Raw genomic sequence first — 15,717 nt, 5'->3', positions numbered from 1 at the left:
CGATGCCCCGCGTGACGCACGACGACGCTCCGCTGCTGGCGGACCTCATGCCGTGGTCCGTCGCACCGCCGCGGCTCGGGCGGGGGTGGCCGGCGGCGCCCGATGCGGGCTGTCTGAAGGCCCGCTGGGAGGCCCTGCTGAAGGCCGAAGGGCCCGACCGGGAAGCCCTGTTCGAGCCGACGCGCTCCCGGACGCCGTACACGGCGGTCGGGCAGCTGCCGGGCGGGACCGGCGGCACCGAGAAGCTGATCCGCGCCTCGGGGCCCTGCCCGGAGCCGGTACGCGTGCTGGCGGCCCCCTTCGACGAGCAGTGGCTGATCCCCGACCACCGTCTGATCGACGCGGCCCGCCCGGAGCTGTGGCGGGTGGCGGACGCCCGGCAGGTCTTCGTCGCCGAGTCGGCCGCCGGGCCCGGCGCCACGGAACCGCTCCTGCTGGCGACCTCCCTGCTGCCGGTCCTCCGCCCGGGCCGTGTCCGTCCCCTGTACCGCCGCCCGGGAGCGCGGGAGCCGAACCTGGCGCCCGGCCTGCTCGAGCACCTGGCCGCCCGTCTCGGGCGCTCCCCCACCCCGGTGGACGTGCTCGCCTGGACGCTGGCGACGGTACGCCCCGGCCCGGCCGTCCCGCTCACGGGGGACGCCGGACTCTGGGCGGCGGGAGTGGAGTTGGGCCGCCGGATGCTGTGGCTGATGCGCCGGGACGGTGAACGCCCGAAGCTGCCCGGCGGCCGCCGCCCCTACGTCCGCGCCCCGCTGCCCCCGCGCCCGCCGACCCTGCACTACGACCGCGACGAGGAGGCCCTGCACCTCGGCGAGGGCCGCATCTCCCCCGTACCGCCCGAGGCGTGGGACTTCCAGGCCGGCTCGGTGCGCGTCCTGGAGCAGTGGTTCGCCGCGCGGACCGCGGAGGGCGAACCGGGCACGCTGGCGGCGGTCCGCCCGGCGACCTGGCCGCAGGCGTGGACGTCGGAGCTGCTGGAGCTGATCACGGTCCTGGCACTGCTCGCGGAACTGCGACCCCACCAGGAGGAGTTGGCGGTCACGGATCCGATCACCGCCGCCGACCTGCGATCCGCGGGAGTCCTGCCGGTGCCGGACGCGGCCCGTCGGCCGGCCTCCGTCCTCGACCATCACGAGGAGGGCCCAGAGGGTCAGTTCGCCCTGATCTGACAGCCCCCGCCGGCCGGCAGGACGTCTCAGCCGCGCGGTTCGAACCCGTCCAGCACCCGGCCCAGCGCCCGCTCGAACACCGCCTCGAGGTCGATCGGCCCCGCGTCCTCCGTGAAGGCCGCCGCCATGCGCGGATAGGCGCCGGTGGCGACCTGGCCGCCCAGGTAGGCGATCCGTACCGCGGTCTCCTGCTCCCCGGACCAGGGCAGCGAGCGGGTGCGCTCGGCGGTGGCCAGCTCGATGGTGACGTACATCGTCACCATGCCGTTGAGCAGCCCGATGAGCTGCATCTTCGTACCGTAGGGCGCGTCGATCGGGTCCAGGCAGGCCAGACAGTACTCCAAGTAGCGCAGGGCGTTGGGGGTCAACTACCCGTCACTGAGTGACGGGCTTGCACAACGTCGCGTCACTGGGTGTGGCGCTGCGTCTGCGTCCAGCCCCGCCCCGGCGCGTGTGCTCCGGTGGTGGGGCAGGGGCCGTTGACGCGGCCCCGCGTCGCCACAACTCCCACGCGCGGGCGCGGATGTTGCGGGAGCCGTTCCGGTCCGCGTGATCAACGAATCCGCAGGACCGGCACGCGAACCGGGCCTGACTCACCCGGTTCGCCCTGTCGAGGTGCCCGCACTGGGCGCAGGTGCGGGAGGTGTACGCCGGATCGACGTACACCACCGGCACCCCCGCCTTGCGGGCCTTGTATGCGATGAACTGCCCGAGCTGGTGGAACGCCCAGGAGTGCAGGGTGGCCCGTTGGGGCTTGCGGAGCCGTACCCGCTCGCGGATGCCCGTCAGATCCTCCAGGGCGATCCCGCGACCGGTGCGTTCTGCCTCGGCCACCACACGTTTCGCGATCTTGTGGTTGATGTCCCTCGCCCGCCGCGCCTCCTTGCGCCGCCGCTTCTTCAGGCGCCGTTTGGCGGACGGGGTGTCCTTCTGCTGCAGCTTGGTGCGCAGCCTGCGCTCCCGGACCCGGATGCGGTTCAGCCCCCGGCCGGCCATGATCTCGCCGTCGGAGGTGGTGGCGATGTTGACGATGCCCAGGTCGACGCCGAGGAAGTCCACCGGGTCGGTGTTCGGCGGCTGCTCGGGGACCTCGCAGGTGGCGTTCAGGAACCACATGCCGTCCCGGCACACCAGGTCCGACTCACCCCTGCGGTACCGGGCCAGGGTGGCCGGCTGCTCGGGGGAGGCGGTGAACGCCACCTCCTTCGCCCGCCCGGCGGTCGTCCAGATCGAGATCCGGCGCTCGGGGATCTGCCAGGACAGCATCCGGTCGTCGTAGGGCTGCGCGCCCTCCGCCCGGAAGGCGATCGGCTTGCCGACGGCCCTGCGGTGACGCTTCGAGCCCGGCCGGCCCAGCCTCCCGGCCTTCAGATTCGCCCGCAGCACCGCGTACGCGTCGCAGGTCTTCTTGATCACATGCTGGGCGGCCTGCGCGCCCAGCCCCCAGCGGGCCTTGATCTCACGGTAGGTGTGCTTGCGCAGCGCGAAGTTGGTCTTCGCATCCTTTTCGAAGGCGATGCCGCTCGCCCAGGTCGCCGCCTCGTTGCAGGCGCGCAGGGTCGCCTCCAGCGCCACCGCCTGCACGGACGTCGGCAGCAGCCTGATCTGCACCACCAGCTTCACGATCACCGAGCGTAGACACCCGTACGAGCGGCCCTCGCACGTTCCCCGCCCCCTCCACCACACCGAGCGACCAATCGACCGCACGTTCGGCCACCTCGCACGGCTCTCCGCCGGACCTGGACGGCGCGCAGGAGCCCGGCCACTGCGCGGACGGACACGTGCAGCGAAGCCGCGGCGCTCCACGCCACAGTCTTGAGGAGGCGCTTCCTCCCGGCGTTAACGCCCGGGGCTCCTCGCAAGGATCCGCTGAACCTGTAGGCCGGGGACATCAGGCACGGCAGCCAGGGATGGCGGTTCATCAGCGCGCGCGTCTGGTGGCCGACCTCGTCGTCACGGCCGTCGGGACGGTGCTGCTGGGTGGGCTGGCCGTGGGCTGGCGGGTGAAGGGGACGGCGGCCGGCGCGCTGGGCGCCGTGGGGCTGTTGCTGCTGTTCCGGCTGGCCTGCACCTGGGTCGGGATTCTCCTCGGCCTGCTGAGCCGCAGCGAGGAGGCCGCCGGCCAGCTGGGCGCCTCGACCTTCGCACTGCCCCTGCTGTCCAACTCCTACATCCCCACCGAAAACCCCGGGCCGCCCGCGGGAAGAGCAGCACCAAGTGACTGCCGCGGGTGGTGCGCGGGCGGGAGACGGCCGGCGTCACCGGTGGGCCGGCGCGGCACCCGTCGGCCGGCCACGCCCCGCTGCTGACAAAACCGCCGCTCCCGGGACATGATCCGGGGCATGGATCAGCTTCCCCTGCCCCTGGAGGGCATCACCGTCGTCGCCGTCGAGCAGGCCGTCTCGGCGCCCTTCGCCACCCGGCAGCTCGCCGATCTCGGGGCCAGGGTCGTCAAGGTCGAGCGGATCGACGGGGGCGACTTCGCGCGGGGGTACGACAGCGCGGCCGGGGGGCTCGCCTCGCACTTCGTGTGGTGCAACCGGGGGAAGGAGTCGATAGCGCTGGACCTGAAGGACCCGCGGGGTCTGGACGTCGTACGGCGTCTGGTCGCCGGGGCGGACGTGTTCGTGCAGAACCTCGCGCAGGGCGCGGCGGCCCGGCTCGGGCTGGACGCGGCCACGCTGTGCGCCGGGCATCCGCGGCTGATCGCGGTGGACATCTCGGGGTACGGGTCCGGCGGTCCGTACGCGCACAAGCGGGCGTACGACATGCTCGTGCAGTGCGAGGCGGGGCTGGTGTCGGTGACCGGGACGCCGGAGCAGCCGGTGAAGGCGGGGATCCCGACGGCGGACATCGCGGCGGCCATGTACGCCTTCTCGGGTGTGCTGGCCGCGCTGGTGCGGCGCGGCACGACCGGGCGCGGCGGGCCGGTGGAGGTGTCGATGCTGGAGTCGCTCGCGGAGTGGATGGGGCATCCGCTGCACCACGCGATGCACGGCGGCACCGCCCCGGCGCGCACCGGGCTCGCGCACGCCGTCATCGCCCCCTACGACGCCTATCCGACCGCGGACGGCGGACGCGTACTGCTGTCGGTGCAGAACGACCGGGAGTGGCGGCGGCTGGCCGAGGGGGTGCTGGAGCAGCCGGAGTCGGGGACGGACCCGGCGTTCGCGACGAACGCGGCACGGGTCGCCAACCGGGAGCGTACCGACGAACTGGTCGCGAAGGCCCTGGGCGCACTGGGCGCCGACGAGGCGCTGGCCCGGCTGGAGGCCGCGGGCATCGCGTGCGCGCGCCTGCGGGACCTGCACGAGGTGGCGGAGCATCCGCAGCTCGCGGCCCGGGAGCGGTGGCGGGAGGTGGGGACGCCGGTCGGGCCGCTCAGGGCGCTGCTGCCGCCGATCACGCTGCCGGGCGGGACCGGGCCCCGCATGGGGGACGTACCCGCGCTCGGTCAGCACACCGAGGCGCTGCTGCGTGCCGTGGGGATGACGGACGACGAGATCGCAGCGCTGCGCCGGGACGGTGTGGTGGCCTGAGCGCGGGTCCGGTGAACGGACAGGAACGCCGGTCGCGCTCAGCGCCCGCCGAACAGCGAGCGGCGCAGCCGGCGCAGCGGCGCGAACAGCGACACCCGGCGGACCCGTGCGCCCCTGCCCGTGTGGTCCTGCGCGTCACGCGCGGTCAGCTCGCGCATCAGCGACGTCGCCTCCGCCGTCTCCTGCTGCGGCACGGCGGGGCCGGCCAGCACCGAGAGATGGCGGTCGAGGCGTGAACTGGTCGCACTGCTCCCGCAGGTGATCGCAGGGACCCTGGCCCTGCTGCGCACTGTTATCTGTTCCATGTCACTCCCCACCCGTACGAGTCCACCCGGCCCGGGCAGAGTAACCCTATCGCCCCCTTGGGGCACTCGTGTATCGCGGTCACAGGATTCACCTTCCCCGTAAAGGGGTTGACGATTACTCTCCGAATCCGACCGATTTCAGGGCGAGTTGGACAAACGGCTGGCTGGTGGGCAGATCTGATCCCCCGTCGGGTTCGACCGTCACGGCCAGTGACGTGGCCGACCTGGCGAGACCCGAGACGGCCAAGGGCGTGTCACCCGCGAAGAGCCCGAGGGAGCGCGGTTGCGCGCCGGGGCGCATGAGCCAGAGCTGGTGCACCCGGCCACCGGGCGGGGCCGCGAATCCGCTCAGGGTGACCACGGCCCGCCCCTCGGAGGCGGAAGCGATCACTCCGATACCGCGGCCCCGCGCGTCCCGGCCGGTGGTGGCCCGTGCGTCGGGCGCGGCCAGAACGTGGGTGATCTCACGTGCCCGGTCCTTCTGGGCGTCCAGTTCCTCCTGGGTCCGGTTCGCCTGGACGGCGAACAGCGCGGCGACGACGAGGGCCGCGGCGGCGGTCACGGTGGCGAACGGGACGAACAGGGGGCGCGGCCGGGGCGCACGGATGCGCGCGGGCGGCGGCTGGGTACCCCAGACGTGCGGGGGCAGTTGGGGCGTGTGCTCGCGCGCCGGTGCGGTGTCCTGGGGAGTGTCGCGTACGGCGGCCAGGACCCGGTCGCGCAGCGCGGCGGGCGGCGGAGCGGCCGCGGACCAGGCCAGCCGGACCGCGTCCTCGGACAGGGCGCGCACCTCGGCGCCGCACAGGTCGCATTTCCTCAAGTGCTTCTCGAAGCGGACCCGTTCGGCGGGCTCCAGGGCGTCGAGGGCGTAGGGCGCGGCCAGCGAGTGCAGGTCCTCGCGGCGCAGCAGGCGGTCGAGCAGGCTCACGCGACTCCTCCCAGGCACTCGCGCAGCCGGGTGAGTCCGTCGCGCATCCGCGTCTTGACCGTGCCCAGGGGCAGGGACAGCCGCTCGGCCACTTCACGGTACGTGTAGCCGTCGTAGTAGGCGAGGGTGACGGACTGACGCTGCAGGGCGGTGAGGCGGTTCAGGCAGCGCCGTACCCACTCGCGTTCCAGGCCGGCCTCGACCTCCTCGGTGACATGGTCGAAGGCGGGCGAGGCGGCGCGGCGGTGGGCGAGGGTGAGCACCCAGGACAGGGCACTCCCCCGCTCGGGGTCGAACCTCGTGGCGGAACGCCACAGTTCGAGCAGCACCTCCTGGGCCACCTCCTCGGACTGGGCGGGGTCGCGCACCACGCGCCGCACCAGCCCGTAGACGGGCCCGGACACCAGCCCGTACAGCTCCTCGAATGCCTTCTGGTCGCCCCCTGCCACGAGCACCAGAAGCTCGTCCGCCTCCACTCGTCGCCCCCTCTCCGCGGCCGCCGTGGGCCCGTCCTGTCGCGCGCGGCGCGCGCAGCGGGCGCGCCCTTCCAGTGAGGTACGGATCAGCGGGCCGAAAACGCGGGTCGAGCAGGGAGAAAAGAATTTCGCCGGCCGACCAATCCGCCCCGGCGCGGTCTCCGAATCCCCGAGCGACAGACAAGTTGGCACTGAGGACGGATCGGCATGACACCTTTCTCCAGTCTCTCCAAGGGCGATGGGGGTACGCCCGGGCGCTCCGCTCCGCGGGAGGGCCACCGGGGCCTCGCCTCCCTCATCTGCGGCGCGCTGGCCGCCGGGGGGCTCGCGGCCGCCGGCGTGGCCACGCTGGAACCGGGGGAGGCCGCCGCCTCCAGCCACCGGGAGGCCCCGCTCATCTCGGGGACCCCGCAGTACGACAACACGGACCTGTACGCGTTCGTCAGCCCGGACAGGCACGACACGACGACGATCGTGGCGAACTGGATCCCGTTCCAGGAGCCGGCCGGCGGCCCGAACTTCTACACGTTCGCGGACGACGCGCAGTACGACCTGCACATCGACAACAACGGTGACGCGCAGAGCGACCTGATCTTCCGTTACACCTTCAGGACGCACATCAAGAACGAGAACACGTTCCTGTACAACACGGGTCCGGTGCAGAGCCTGAAGGACCCGACCCTGAACGTGACCCAGAGCTACAGCATCGACCTGATCAAGCTGCGCCATCAGAAGCTGGTGGCCAAGACCCGGATCGCGGACGGGGTGCCGGTGGCGCCGTCGAACGTCGGCAAGGCGTCGATGCCGGACTACGGCAGGCTACGGGCCGAGGCGATCTACAGGACGGCGGGCGGTGCGGCGACCTTCGCCGGGCAGGCCGACGACCCGTTCTTCGCGGATCTGCGCGTCTTCGACCTGCTGTACGGCGGGAACCTCTCCGAGGTCGGCAACGACACCCTCAAGGGCTACAACGTCAACACGATCGCGCTGCAGGTGCCGAACGACCTGATCCGCGAGTCGGAGACGCAGCCCGTGGTGGGCATCTGGTCGACCACCCAGCGCAAGAACGCGCACGGCGGGTTCACTCAGGTCTCCCGGCTGGGCAACCCGCTCGTCAACGAGGTCGTCAACCCGCAGAAGGACAAGGACAGGTTCAACGCGTCCTCGCCGTACGACGACGCGCAGTTCCTGAAGAACGTCACCAACCCCGAGCTGCCGAAGCTCATCGAGCAGATCTACAAGATCCCCGCTCCCGCCGAGCCGCGCAACGACCTCGTCGACGTGTTCCTCAAGGGCGTGAAGGGCCTCAACCAGCCGCCGCACGTGCGCCCGTCGGAGCAGCTGCGCCTGAACACCTCGATCAAGCCGAGCACGCACCCCAAGCGGCTGGGCGTCCTCGACGGCGACAACGCGGGCTTCCCGAACGGCCGCCGGCTCGGCGACGACGTGATCGACGCGGCGCTGCAGGTGATGGAGGGCGAGCTGGTCGGCGCGAAGAACGACCTGGGTGACGCGGTCGACGCGAACGACAAGAAGTTCGAGAAGTCCTTCCCCTACGTGGCGGAGCCCACGGCCGGTTCGCGCGGGCGGCTCGCCAAGGGCACGCAGAGCGGCGCGGACGTGCGCAGCCAGCTGGGCGACGCTCTGCAGCCGGCGGGGTCCTCCGGCTCCGGCAACACGGTGCTGATCGCCGGCTCGGCGGCCGCGGGCGCGGCCGGAGTCCTGCTGATCGGCACGGCCCTGGCCTGGTGGCGCCGCCGTATGCAGCGCCCGTACTGACCCCGTCCCCACCGACTGGCGCGGCCCGCGTACTCCCATCCCCCACGGCGCGGGCCGCGCCACCCACACGGCCCCGGCCGTACCGGCAGTACGGCCCGAACCACCCCGGCGACCGAGGAGAGGGCATGGCCCGGCGCAACAACCCCACCCCACCGGACCACGAACAACACGGCACCGGCCCGACGGCGCCCCCGGAACACGACGGGGCCGTCCCCGCACCCGGGGAGCGCCGGGCCGGCAGCCGGCCCGGCGACGTCCCCTCCGGCGATGAGCGTGTCGCCGCCGTGCGGCGGGTGGCCGCTGCTGGGCGGCGGCTGCGACTCGCGGGAGCCGCCGTGCTGTTGGCTGTGGCGCTCACCGGTGGGGCCGTGGCTGTCGGGGCGGCGCGGGACGGGGGTGGTGCCGGGGCCGGGGCCGTGGAGCCGGAGTTGCTCGGCGGGAGGCCCGAAGGCGGTGTCACCTCCTTGCAGGGGCACCTCAGGGCGCAGCCCAGGGACTACGCCGGGTGGGCCTCCCTCGGGCTCGCCTACGTCGAGGAGGCGCGGACCAAGGGGGATCCGTCGCGGTATCCGCAGGCCGGGAAGGCGCTGACGCGGTCGCTGAAGCTGGCGCCCGGGAACGACCAGGCCCTCGCCGGGCGTGCCGCGCTCGCCGCCGCCCGGCACGATTTCACCGGCGCGCTGAAGTACGCCGACCAGGCCCTGAGGCAGAACCCCTACAGCGAACGCGCCCTGTCCTCCCGTATCGACGCCCTCGTCGAACTCGGCCGGTACGAGGAGGCGTCGAAGGCCGCCGACACCGCCGACACCCGGCGCCCCGGCGTCCCCGTCTTCACCCGCTACGCCTACGTCCACGAGCTGCGCGGGGACGTCACCACCGCCCGCCGTGTCCTCGAACAGGCGCTCTCCGCCGCCACCTCCCGCGGCGACATCGCCTACGTCGCCACCCAGCTCGGCCAACTCGCCTGGAACCAGGGCGACTACAGGACCGCCCTCGGCCACTACGCAAGAGCCCTGGCCGCCGACGACACCTACCTCCCCGCCCTGGAGGGCCGCGCCCGCGCCCAGGCGGCGAGCGGTGACCGCGCCGGCGCCGTCAGGGACATGGAGGCCGTCGTCTCCCGCTACCCGCTGCCCGGCCCGCTCGTCGCGTTGGGCGAGCTGTACGAGGCGCGCGGCGCCGCCGGCGACGAGGCGAAGGCGCGGGACCAGTACGCTCTCGTCGACGCCTGGATCGCCCTCGCCCGCGCGGGCGGCGTCAACGCCGACCTCGACACCGCGCTCGCCGCCGCCGACCACGGTGACAAGGGGGCCGCCCTGCGTGCCGCCCGCGCCGAGTGGGCCCGCCGGCACACCGTGCACACCGCGGACGCCCTCGCCTGGGCCCTGCACGTCAACGGCAAGGACGCCGAAGCCCTCCCCTACGCCCGGCGGGCCACGGCCACCGGCTACCGCAACGCCGCGTTCCTCCACCACCGCGGCATCATCGAGCGCGCCACCGGCCACACCGACGAGGCCCGCACCCACCTGTCCGCCGCCCTGAAGCTGAACCCCGGCTTCTCCCCGCTGGGCGCCCGCGAGGCACGTACGGCGCTGAAGGCCCTGGAGGCAGCACGGTGAAGCACCTTCGTCCGCTCCGCGCCGCCGCGGCCGTCCTCACCGCCGCCTGCGCGCTCGTCCTCGTCCCGGCCGCGACCGCGAGCGCCCACCCCCTCGGCAACTTCACCGTCAACCACTACGACGGCCTCGTCGCCTCCCCCGGCGCCCTCCGTGTCGTCCACGTCGAGGACCTCGCCGAGATCCCGGCGACCCAGGCCAAGCCCGGCATCGAGCGGACCGGCATGTCCGCGTGGGCCCGGCAGCGGTGCGAGAAGGCCGCGCGGGACAACAGGCTCACCGTCGACGGACGCGACGTCGCGCTCACCGCCGTCGGCAGCCACGCGCGCGTGCGTCCCGGCCAGGCCGGCCTGGACACCCTCCGGGTGGAGTGCGAGCTGACCGCGCCGCTGCCCGAGGACGCCACCGCCGCCGTCGCCTTCCGCGGCGCGGGCGCCTCGGGCGGGCCCGGCTGGCGGGAGATCACCGCGCGCGGCGACCGTATGACGCTCACCGCGTCGAACGTGCCGAAGACCTCCGTCTCCCGCGAACTGACCAGCTATCCCGAGGAGTTGCTGTCCTCTCCGGCCGACATCTCCGCCGCGTCCCTGCGCGTGCGGCCCGGCGGCCCCGCCCTCGTCGACGACGGGCGTGACGCGCCCGCCGCCTCCATACTGCCCCGCGGCGCCGACCGCTGGACCCGGGCCCTGGACGACATGGTCGCCCGGCACCACCTCACCCTCGGCTTCGCCGCCCTCGCCCTGGTCATCGCGGTCGGTCTCGGCGCCCTGCACGCCCTCGCCCCGGGCCACGGCAAGACCATCATGGCGGCGATGGCGGCGGCGCGCGGCGGCCGGGCCCGCCTGAGGGACGTCCTGCCGCTGGCCGCCTCGGTGACCGTCACCCACACCCTCGGCGTGATCGCCCTCGGCCTGCTGGTCGCCGCGGGCTCGACGGCGGCGCCCTCCGTGATCGCCTGGCTGGGCATCGCGAGCGGCGTCCTCGTCACCCTGGCGGGCGCCACCCTCGTACGCCGCGCCTGGCGCAACCGCGGCCGCACGCACGGACACGGGCACAGTCACGGCCACGAGCACACCCATTCCCACGACTCCCACGACCACGCGCACGCGCGCTCCCACGGAGAGAACCACGAGCACCCGCACGACCACGACCACAGCCACCCCCACGACCACCCCCACCCCCTGGAACACACCCACGGTGGCCACACCCACACCCACCCCACCGCCCCCACCCTCCGCGGCACCCTCCTCCTGGGCTTCGCCGGCGGGCTCGTGCCCAGTCCCTCCGCCGTGGTCGTCCTGGTGGGCGCGGCGGCGCTGGGCCAGGCCTGGTTCGGGCTGCTGCTCGTCGTGGCGTACGGCGCCGGGCTCGCCCTGACCCTCACCGCGGCCGGCTTCGCCGTCGTCAGGCTGGGCAGCGGCATGAACCGCCTGCTGGACCGGCGCCCCCGCTGGACCGCGGGCCCGATGGCGGCCCTGGTGCGCAGGACCGCACCGCTCGGCTCGGCGTTCGTCGTCGTGGCCCTGGGCGCCGGATTGTTGCTCAGGGGGGCGGCATCCGCGCTGGGCTGAGCTAGTTTGGGGAGACATCGCACCCACTCACGCGCAGTGCAGACACCGCCCGGATGCGAATGGGGGGCGCCGGTGTCCGAAGAACCGGGCCGAGAACGTGTGATCGCGGGCCGCTACCGGCTCCTGTCCCCGCTCGGCGAGGGCGGCATGGGAACCGTGTGGCGCGCCCGCGACGAGGTGCTGCGCCGCGAGGTCGCCGTCAAGGAGGTGCGGGCCCCGGCCGGCCTGCCGCAGCCCGAAGTGGAGCGGATGTACACCCGGCTGGAGCGGGAGGCCTGGGCCGCGGCCCGGGTCGCCGACCGCAACGTGGTCACGGTGTACGACGTGGCCACGGACGGCGGCCGTCCCTGGATCGTGATGGAGCTGGTGCGCGGCCTGTCGCTGGCCGACGTGCTGGACGCCGAGGGCACGATCGGCCCGCGGCGGGCCGCGCACATCGGTGCCGAGGTGCTGTCCGCGCTGCGCGCCGCGCACGCGGCCGGGGTGCTGCACCGGGACGTGAAGCCCGCGAACGTGCTGCTGGCGGACGACGGCCGGGTGGTGCTGACCGACTTCGGCATCGCGACGGTCGAGGGCAGCTCCGCGCTCACCATGACCGGCGAGGTCGTCGGCTCGCCCGAATTCCTCGCCCCGGAGCGGGCGCTGGGCCGCACGCCGGGCCCGGAGTCGGACCTGTGGTCGCTGGGCGTGCTGCTGTACGCGGCCGTCGAGGGCCACTCCCCGTTCCGGCAGGACACCCCGCTCAGCACTCTGCGCGCCGTAGTGGACGAGGAGTTGCCGCCCCCGCGCCGGGCCGGCCCGCTCGCTCCGGTCATCGAGGGCCTGCTGCGCAAGGACCCGGCCGAACGGCTGCCGGCCGGACGAGCCGAGCGGGACCTGCGGATCATCGGCGCGGGCGGCACCCCGCGCGCGGACACTCCGCCCGCCACCGCCTACGCCCCGACGGTCGCCACCCACCCGTACGAGCCGTCGCCGACCCCGCCGATACCGGTCCCCGCCACCGGAACCCGGCCCGTCGCGGATCCTGACGGCCGACGGCCCCGGCCCGGCGGCAACCGGCGCGCGGTGCTCGTGCTGGTCGCGGGTCTGGCCGTGCTCGCGCTGGCGCTGGGTGGGTTGACGTACGCGCTGCTCCACCGGGACGGCGACGGCAACGGCAACGGCAACGGGGGGCCGCGCACGAGCGGCAGTCCGGGCGGGGTGACGCCGTCGCCGAGCGTGAGCGCCGGCCGCACGGAAACCGGCGGCGGTTCGGCTCCTTCGACGAGTGCGAGTTCCTCGAGCACTCCCCCGCCGCAGTCCGTGACGGTCACGCTGGCCGGCACGCACACGGAGTACTCCGGGACGTGCCCGCCGCCGGGCGAGCGGGCCCCGGCCTTCACGGCCACGTTCACGGTGGGGCGGCTGCCGGCGGAGGTCTCCTACCGGTGGGTGCTGAAGAGCGGCGAGGTGTCCGATCCGGGGTGGAAGACGCTGTCGTTCCCCTCGGAGGGCGGGAAGTCCCGGCAGGACACGGTGAGGGTCACGACGTACGCGCAGGGCGGGACGTTCGAGAACGCGATCAGCATCGAGGTGCGCTCGCCCGTGCGGGCCGTCTCGAACGCGGTGCCGTTCTCGGTGACGTGTGCGACGGAGACCCCGACGGACGGGGCCTCCGCTTCGGGTACGGCTTCCGCCTCTCCCTGAGAGGTCAGGCCGCGCCGGTGAGGACCGGCAGGTAGCCGCCGGACTGGCCGGCCGCCGTCGGGTGGTAGGAGTTGCCGATGTTCAGCCAGTCGACGCTGTGCAGCCAGGAGCTGCCGGAGCAGATCTCGTGGCCGCCGAAGGTGGAGCGGACGTCGCCGAAGGCGAAGCCGTGGTTGGCGGCGATCTTCGCGATGGCGGCGTCGATGTGGTCGGCCGCGCCGTTGATGGCTGAGCGCTTGGTCTCGGACAGACCCAGGCAGGTCTGGCCGAGCTTGTAGAAGCGGGGGTAGCCGAGCACGACCACGCGCGCGTTGGGTGCCTTGGAGCGGATCACCGAGTAGAGGTTGTCGAGTTTGCCGGGCAGGGTCGAGTCGACATACGCCTTCGCGGTGTTGATGCGGGAGATGCAGGTGCTGTCGGACTGGAGCACACAGGTCGTCATGACGTCGGAGAATCCGGCGTCGTTGCCGCCGACGGTGATCGAGACGAGTGCGGTGGCGGAGTTGAGCGGGCCGAGCTGGTTCGCCAGTACGTCGTCCGTCCGGGCGCCCGAGCAGGCGGTGAAGGCGAACGACGAGGGTGCGTGCGCGGCGTTCCACAGGTACGGGTACGCCTTCGTGCTGCGGTTGCAGCCGCCGCTGGAGCTGATGTAGCTGCCGGCTCCGACCCCGGAGGAGTAGGAGTCGCCGAGGGCCACATAGCCTCCGGCGGCGGCCAGTTGGGATGCCTGCGCCGTCGCCGCCCCGGTCAGGGCGAGTCCGACGGTCAGGAGGAGGGAGCCGATATAAGCGGCAATTCGGGAACGTCTCATGGAACCTCCCTTTAGCAGGATCTCTGCCATAACTGTCGTAGCAGCTACGCGTGTTGACAGGAAGTGTCCATGCCAAAAATTTTTAGCGCTCAACGAAATCCGTTGCGGCGGACGGCCGTTGCCGCGACCCTTCGCCCAACTGGGCGAACAAGGGCCGAAGGGAGGGTGGAGGGAGGGCGAAGAGGGCCGAAGAGAGGTTTAAGCACCCACAAGAACCCGTATGGGCGGCTTCCGCGTCTTGACGATCCCCGCGCGGCTGCGCGACATTGAAGCCTGGCATCCGGCGCTTCGGGGGGCAAAGTCGCCAATGCAGACCATACATATCAAGACAGCTTCACCCCAGGGCGCCGAGCGGGCGCGACCAGGGCCGGGGAGGGACCTGTCGCCGCTGCTCGCGGGCGCCGCGACGGCCGTCGGGGGGACCGGCGCGCTGCTCGCGCTCACCGGATCGGGCTCCGTCCTGCGCGGCCCGCTGACGCTGCTCCTCCTGCTCGCGGCGCCGGCCGCCGCCATCGCGGCCGCACTGCGCGGGCTGGATCCCTTCGGCCGTGTACTCGTCTCGGTGGCGGGCGCGGTCGTCCTCGACATGCTGGTGGCCCAGGGGATGCTGGCCGTGCACCGATGGTCCGTCAGCGGCGGGCTGGTGGCCGTCACCGCGTTCAGCTCCCTCGTTCTCCTGCTGGTGCTGGTACGGCGCCGGCGCGGCCGTACGGCGAGTAGACAGGGCTCCTGACGTGGACATCAGCGTGTACCGCCCCGGCGAGCTGACCGCCGCCGACCGAGCAGCGTGGACGGCGATGCAGTCCAAGGCCCATCTGCACGGCTCGGAGGAGCTGGCGAACCCTTTCCTCTCCCCCGAGTTCGCCCTCGCGGTGGGCGGGTGCAGACGCGGGGTGCGGATCGCGGTGGTCCGCGAGGACGGCGAACCGGCCGCGTTCTTCCCGTTCCAGAGAACCGCCACCGGCGTCGGCCGGGCCGTCGGGCTCGGCGTCTCCGACTGCCAGGGCCTGGTCCACCGGCCCGGCTTCACCTGGGACGCCCGAGAGCTGCTGCGGGCCTGCGGGCTCGCCGTCTGGGAGTACGACCACCTGGTTGCGGGCCAGGAGCCGTTCGAGGCCGGCGCCTCCGGCACCTACCCGTCCCCCGTCATGGACGTGGACCAGGGCTACGACATCTACTTGCGCGAACTGCGCGCCCGCTCACCGAAGTTCACCCGCACCACGCTTGCCAAGGAGCGCAGGCTGGGCCGCGACGCGGGCCCCGTGCACTACGTCCACGACGAGCGCGACCCGGCCGTGCTGCGCACGCTGATGGGCTGGAAGTCCGCCCAGTACCGGCGGACCGGGCGCAGCGACCGCTTCGCGCACGCGTGGATCACCGCCCTGGTCACCCGGCTGTTCCACACCCGCTCCGACCCGTTCGCGGGGATCCTGTCGGTGCTGTACGCGGACGGCCGTCCGATCGCCGCCCACTTCGGGCTGCGTACCGAGCGGGTGCTGGCCTGCTGGTTCCCGGCGTACGACCCGGCGTACGCGAAGTTCTCCCCGGGGCTGGTCCTGCATCTGCGCATGGCCGAGGCGGCCGCCGCCGACGGCATCGCCTACCTCGACCTCGGCCGGGGCCACAAGGAGTACAAGGACTCCCTGAAGACACGCGAACTGAGCGTGTGCGAAGGGTGGGTGACACGACGTCACCCCGTGGCGATCGGGCACCGGGCGCGCCGCGCCCCGGTCCGGGCGCTGCGGAGCGCGGTGCAGTCGCGGCCGGAACTGTTCGAACCCGCGGACAGAATCCTTAAACGGATGGGAAAAATCCGGTCGAGGCGATGAACAGCACG

Annotated in this window: 13 protein-coding genes and 2 pseudogenes; 9 read left to right on the top strand and 6 right to left on the bottom strand. The window is 73.2% G+C overall.

The window, feature by feature from the left end; genetic code table 11:
* The first annotated feature begins 2 nt into the window (after nucleotides 1-2).
* Nucleotides 3-1,169, top strand: coding sequence for a type ISP restriction/modification enzyme (locus ACX25U_RS28830; RefSeq protein WP_454384235.1), 1,167 nt, complete (start codon nucleotides 3-5; stop codon nucleotides 1,167-1,169).
* A 26-nt stretch (nucleotides 1,170-1,195) separates the two neighbouring features.
* On the opposite strand, the pseudogene ACX25U_RS28825 reads toward ACX25U_RS28830, so the two are convergent.
* Together ACX25U_RS28825 and ACX25U_RS28820 are read right to left on the bottom strand one after the other, a co-directional pair.
* Nucleotides 1,196-1,534 (bottom strand): annotated as a pseudogene (locus ACX25U_RS28825) (TetR/AcrR family transcriptional regulator C-terminal domain-containing protein); the annotation flags it as partial.
* Nucleotides 1,535-1,544: 10 nt separating this feature from the next.
* Complete coding sequence (locus ACX25U_RS28820; protein WP_454384233.1) at nucleotides 1,545-2,792, bottom strand: RNA-guided endonuclease InsQ/TnpB family protein; 1,248 nt, start codon at nucleotides 2,790-2,792, stop codon at nucleotides 1,545-1,547.
* Nucleotides 2,793-3,106: 314 nt separating this feature from the next.
* Here ACX25U_RS28820 and ACX25U_RS28815 point away from each other — a divergent pair.
* Nucleotides 3,107-3,361, top strand: a pseudogene (locus tag ACX25U_RS28815) (ABC transporter permease); the annotation flags it as partial.
* Between the two features lie 138 nt (nucleotides 3,362-3,499).
* Nucleotides 3,500-4,708, top strand: a complete 1,209-nt coding sequence (locus ACX25U_RS28810) for a CaiB/BaiF CoA transferase family protein (RefSeq protein WP_454384231.1) — start codon at nucleotides 3,500-3,502, stop codon at nucleotides 4,706-4,708.
* A gap of 38 nt (nucleotides 4,709-4,746) precedes the next feature.
* Here ACX25U_RS28810 and ACX25U_RS28805 read toward each other — a convergent pair whose 3' ends face one another.
* From ACX25U_RS28805 to ACX25U_RS28795, 3 genes are all read right to left on the bottom strand, one after another.
* On the bottom strand, nucleotides 4,747-5,013 hold the full coding sequence (locus tag ACX25U_RS28805; RefSeq protein ID WP_454384229.1) for a hypothetical protein: 267 nt from the start codon (nucleotides 5,011-5,013) through the stop codon (nucleotides 4,747-4,749).
* A 115-nt stretch (nucleotides 5,014-5,128) separates the two neighbouring features.
* Nucleotides 5,129-5,941: an anti-sigma factor gene (locus ACX25U_RS28800; RefSeq protein ID WP_454384227.1), complete on the bottom strand. Its 813-nt coding sequence runs from the start codon at nucleotides 5,939-5,941 to the stop codon at nucleotides 5,129-5,131.
* Complete coding sequence (locus tag ACX25U_RS28795) at nucleotides 5,938-6,417, bottom strand: sigma factor-like helix-turn-helix DNA-binding protein (RefSeq protein ID WP_454384225.1); 480 nt, start codon at nucleotides 6,415-6,417, stop codon at nucleotides 5,938-5,940. Before ACX25U_RS28795 ends, ACX25U_RS28800 begins: the two co-directional genes overlap by 4 nt.
* A gap of 207 nt (nucleotides 6,418-6,624) precedes the next feature.
* Here ACX25U_RS28795 and ACX25U_RS28790 point away from each other — a divergent pair, with 207 nt between their 5' ends.
* The 4 genes from ACX25U_RS28790 (at nucleotide 6,625) to ACX25U_RS28775 (ending at nucleotide 13,069) form a co-directional block, all read left to right on the top strand.
* Nucleotides 6,625-8,196, top strand: coding sequence for a DUF4331 domain-containing protein (locus ACX25U_RS28790; RefSeq protein WP_454384223.1), 1,572 nt, complete (start codon nucleotides 6,625-6,627; stop codon nucleotides 8,194-8,196).
* Between the two features lie 125 nt (nucleotides 8,197-8,321).
* A complete protein-coding gene (locus ACX25U_RS28785; protein ID WP_454384222.1) occupies nucleotides 8,322-9,815 on the top strand; it encodes a tetratricopeptide repeat protein in 1,494 nt (497 codons plus the stop codon).
* Nucleotides 9,812-11,383, top strand: coding sequence for a HoxN/HupN/NixA family nickel/cobalt transporter (locus tag ACX25U_RS28780; protein ID WP_454384220.1), 1,572 nt, complete (start codon nucleotides 9,812-9,814; stop codon nucleotides 11,381-11,383). The genes ACX25U_RS28785 and ACX25U_RS28780 overlap by 4 nt, the downstream gene beginning before the upstream one ends.
* 72 nt (nucleotides 11,384-11,455) lie before the next feature.
* Nucleotides 11,456-13,069, top strand: a complete 1,614-nt coding sequence (locus tag ACX25U_RS28775; RefSeq protein WP_454384218.1) for a serine/threonine-protein kinase — start codon at nucleotides 11,456-11,458, stop codon at nucleotides 13,067-13,069.
* Nucleotides 13,070-13,073: 4 nt separating this feature from the next.
* Here ACX25U_RS28775 and ACX25U_RS28770 read toward each other — a convergent pair whose 3' ends face one another.
* Complete coding sequence (locus ACX25U_RS28770) at nucleotides 13,074-13,880, bottom strand: SGNH/GDSL hydrolase family protein (protein WP_454384217.1); 807 nt, start codon at nucleotides 13,878-13,880, stop codon at nucleotides 13,074-13,076.
* Nucleotides 13,881-14,187: 307 nt separating this feature from the next.
* Here ACX25U_RS28770 and ACX25U_RS28765 point away from each other — a divergent pair, with 307 nt between their 5' ends.
* Complete coding sequence (locus ACX25U_RS28765) at nucleotides 14,188-14,613, top strand: hypothetical protein (protein ID WP_454384215.1); 426 nt, start codon at nucleotides 14,188-14,190, stop codon at nucleotides 14,611-14,613.
* Between the two features lies 1 nt (nucleotide 14,614).
* Nucleotides 14,615-15,709, top strand: coding sequence for a GNAT family N-acetyltransferase (locus ACX25U_RS28760; protein WP_454384213.1), 1,095 nt, complete (start codon nucleotides 14,615-14,617; stop codon nucleotides 15,707-15,709).
* The last annotated feature ends 8 nt before the right edge of the window (nucleotides 15,710-15,717 follow it).

It is taken from the genome of Streptomyces sp. JNUCC 63 (assembly GCF_054366325.1).
The sequence above is the reverse complement of the archived record's forward strand: the minus strand, read 5'-3'. Positions and strand labels throughout refer to the sequence as shown.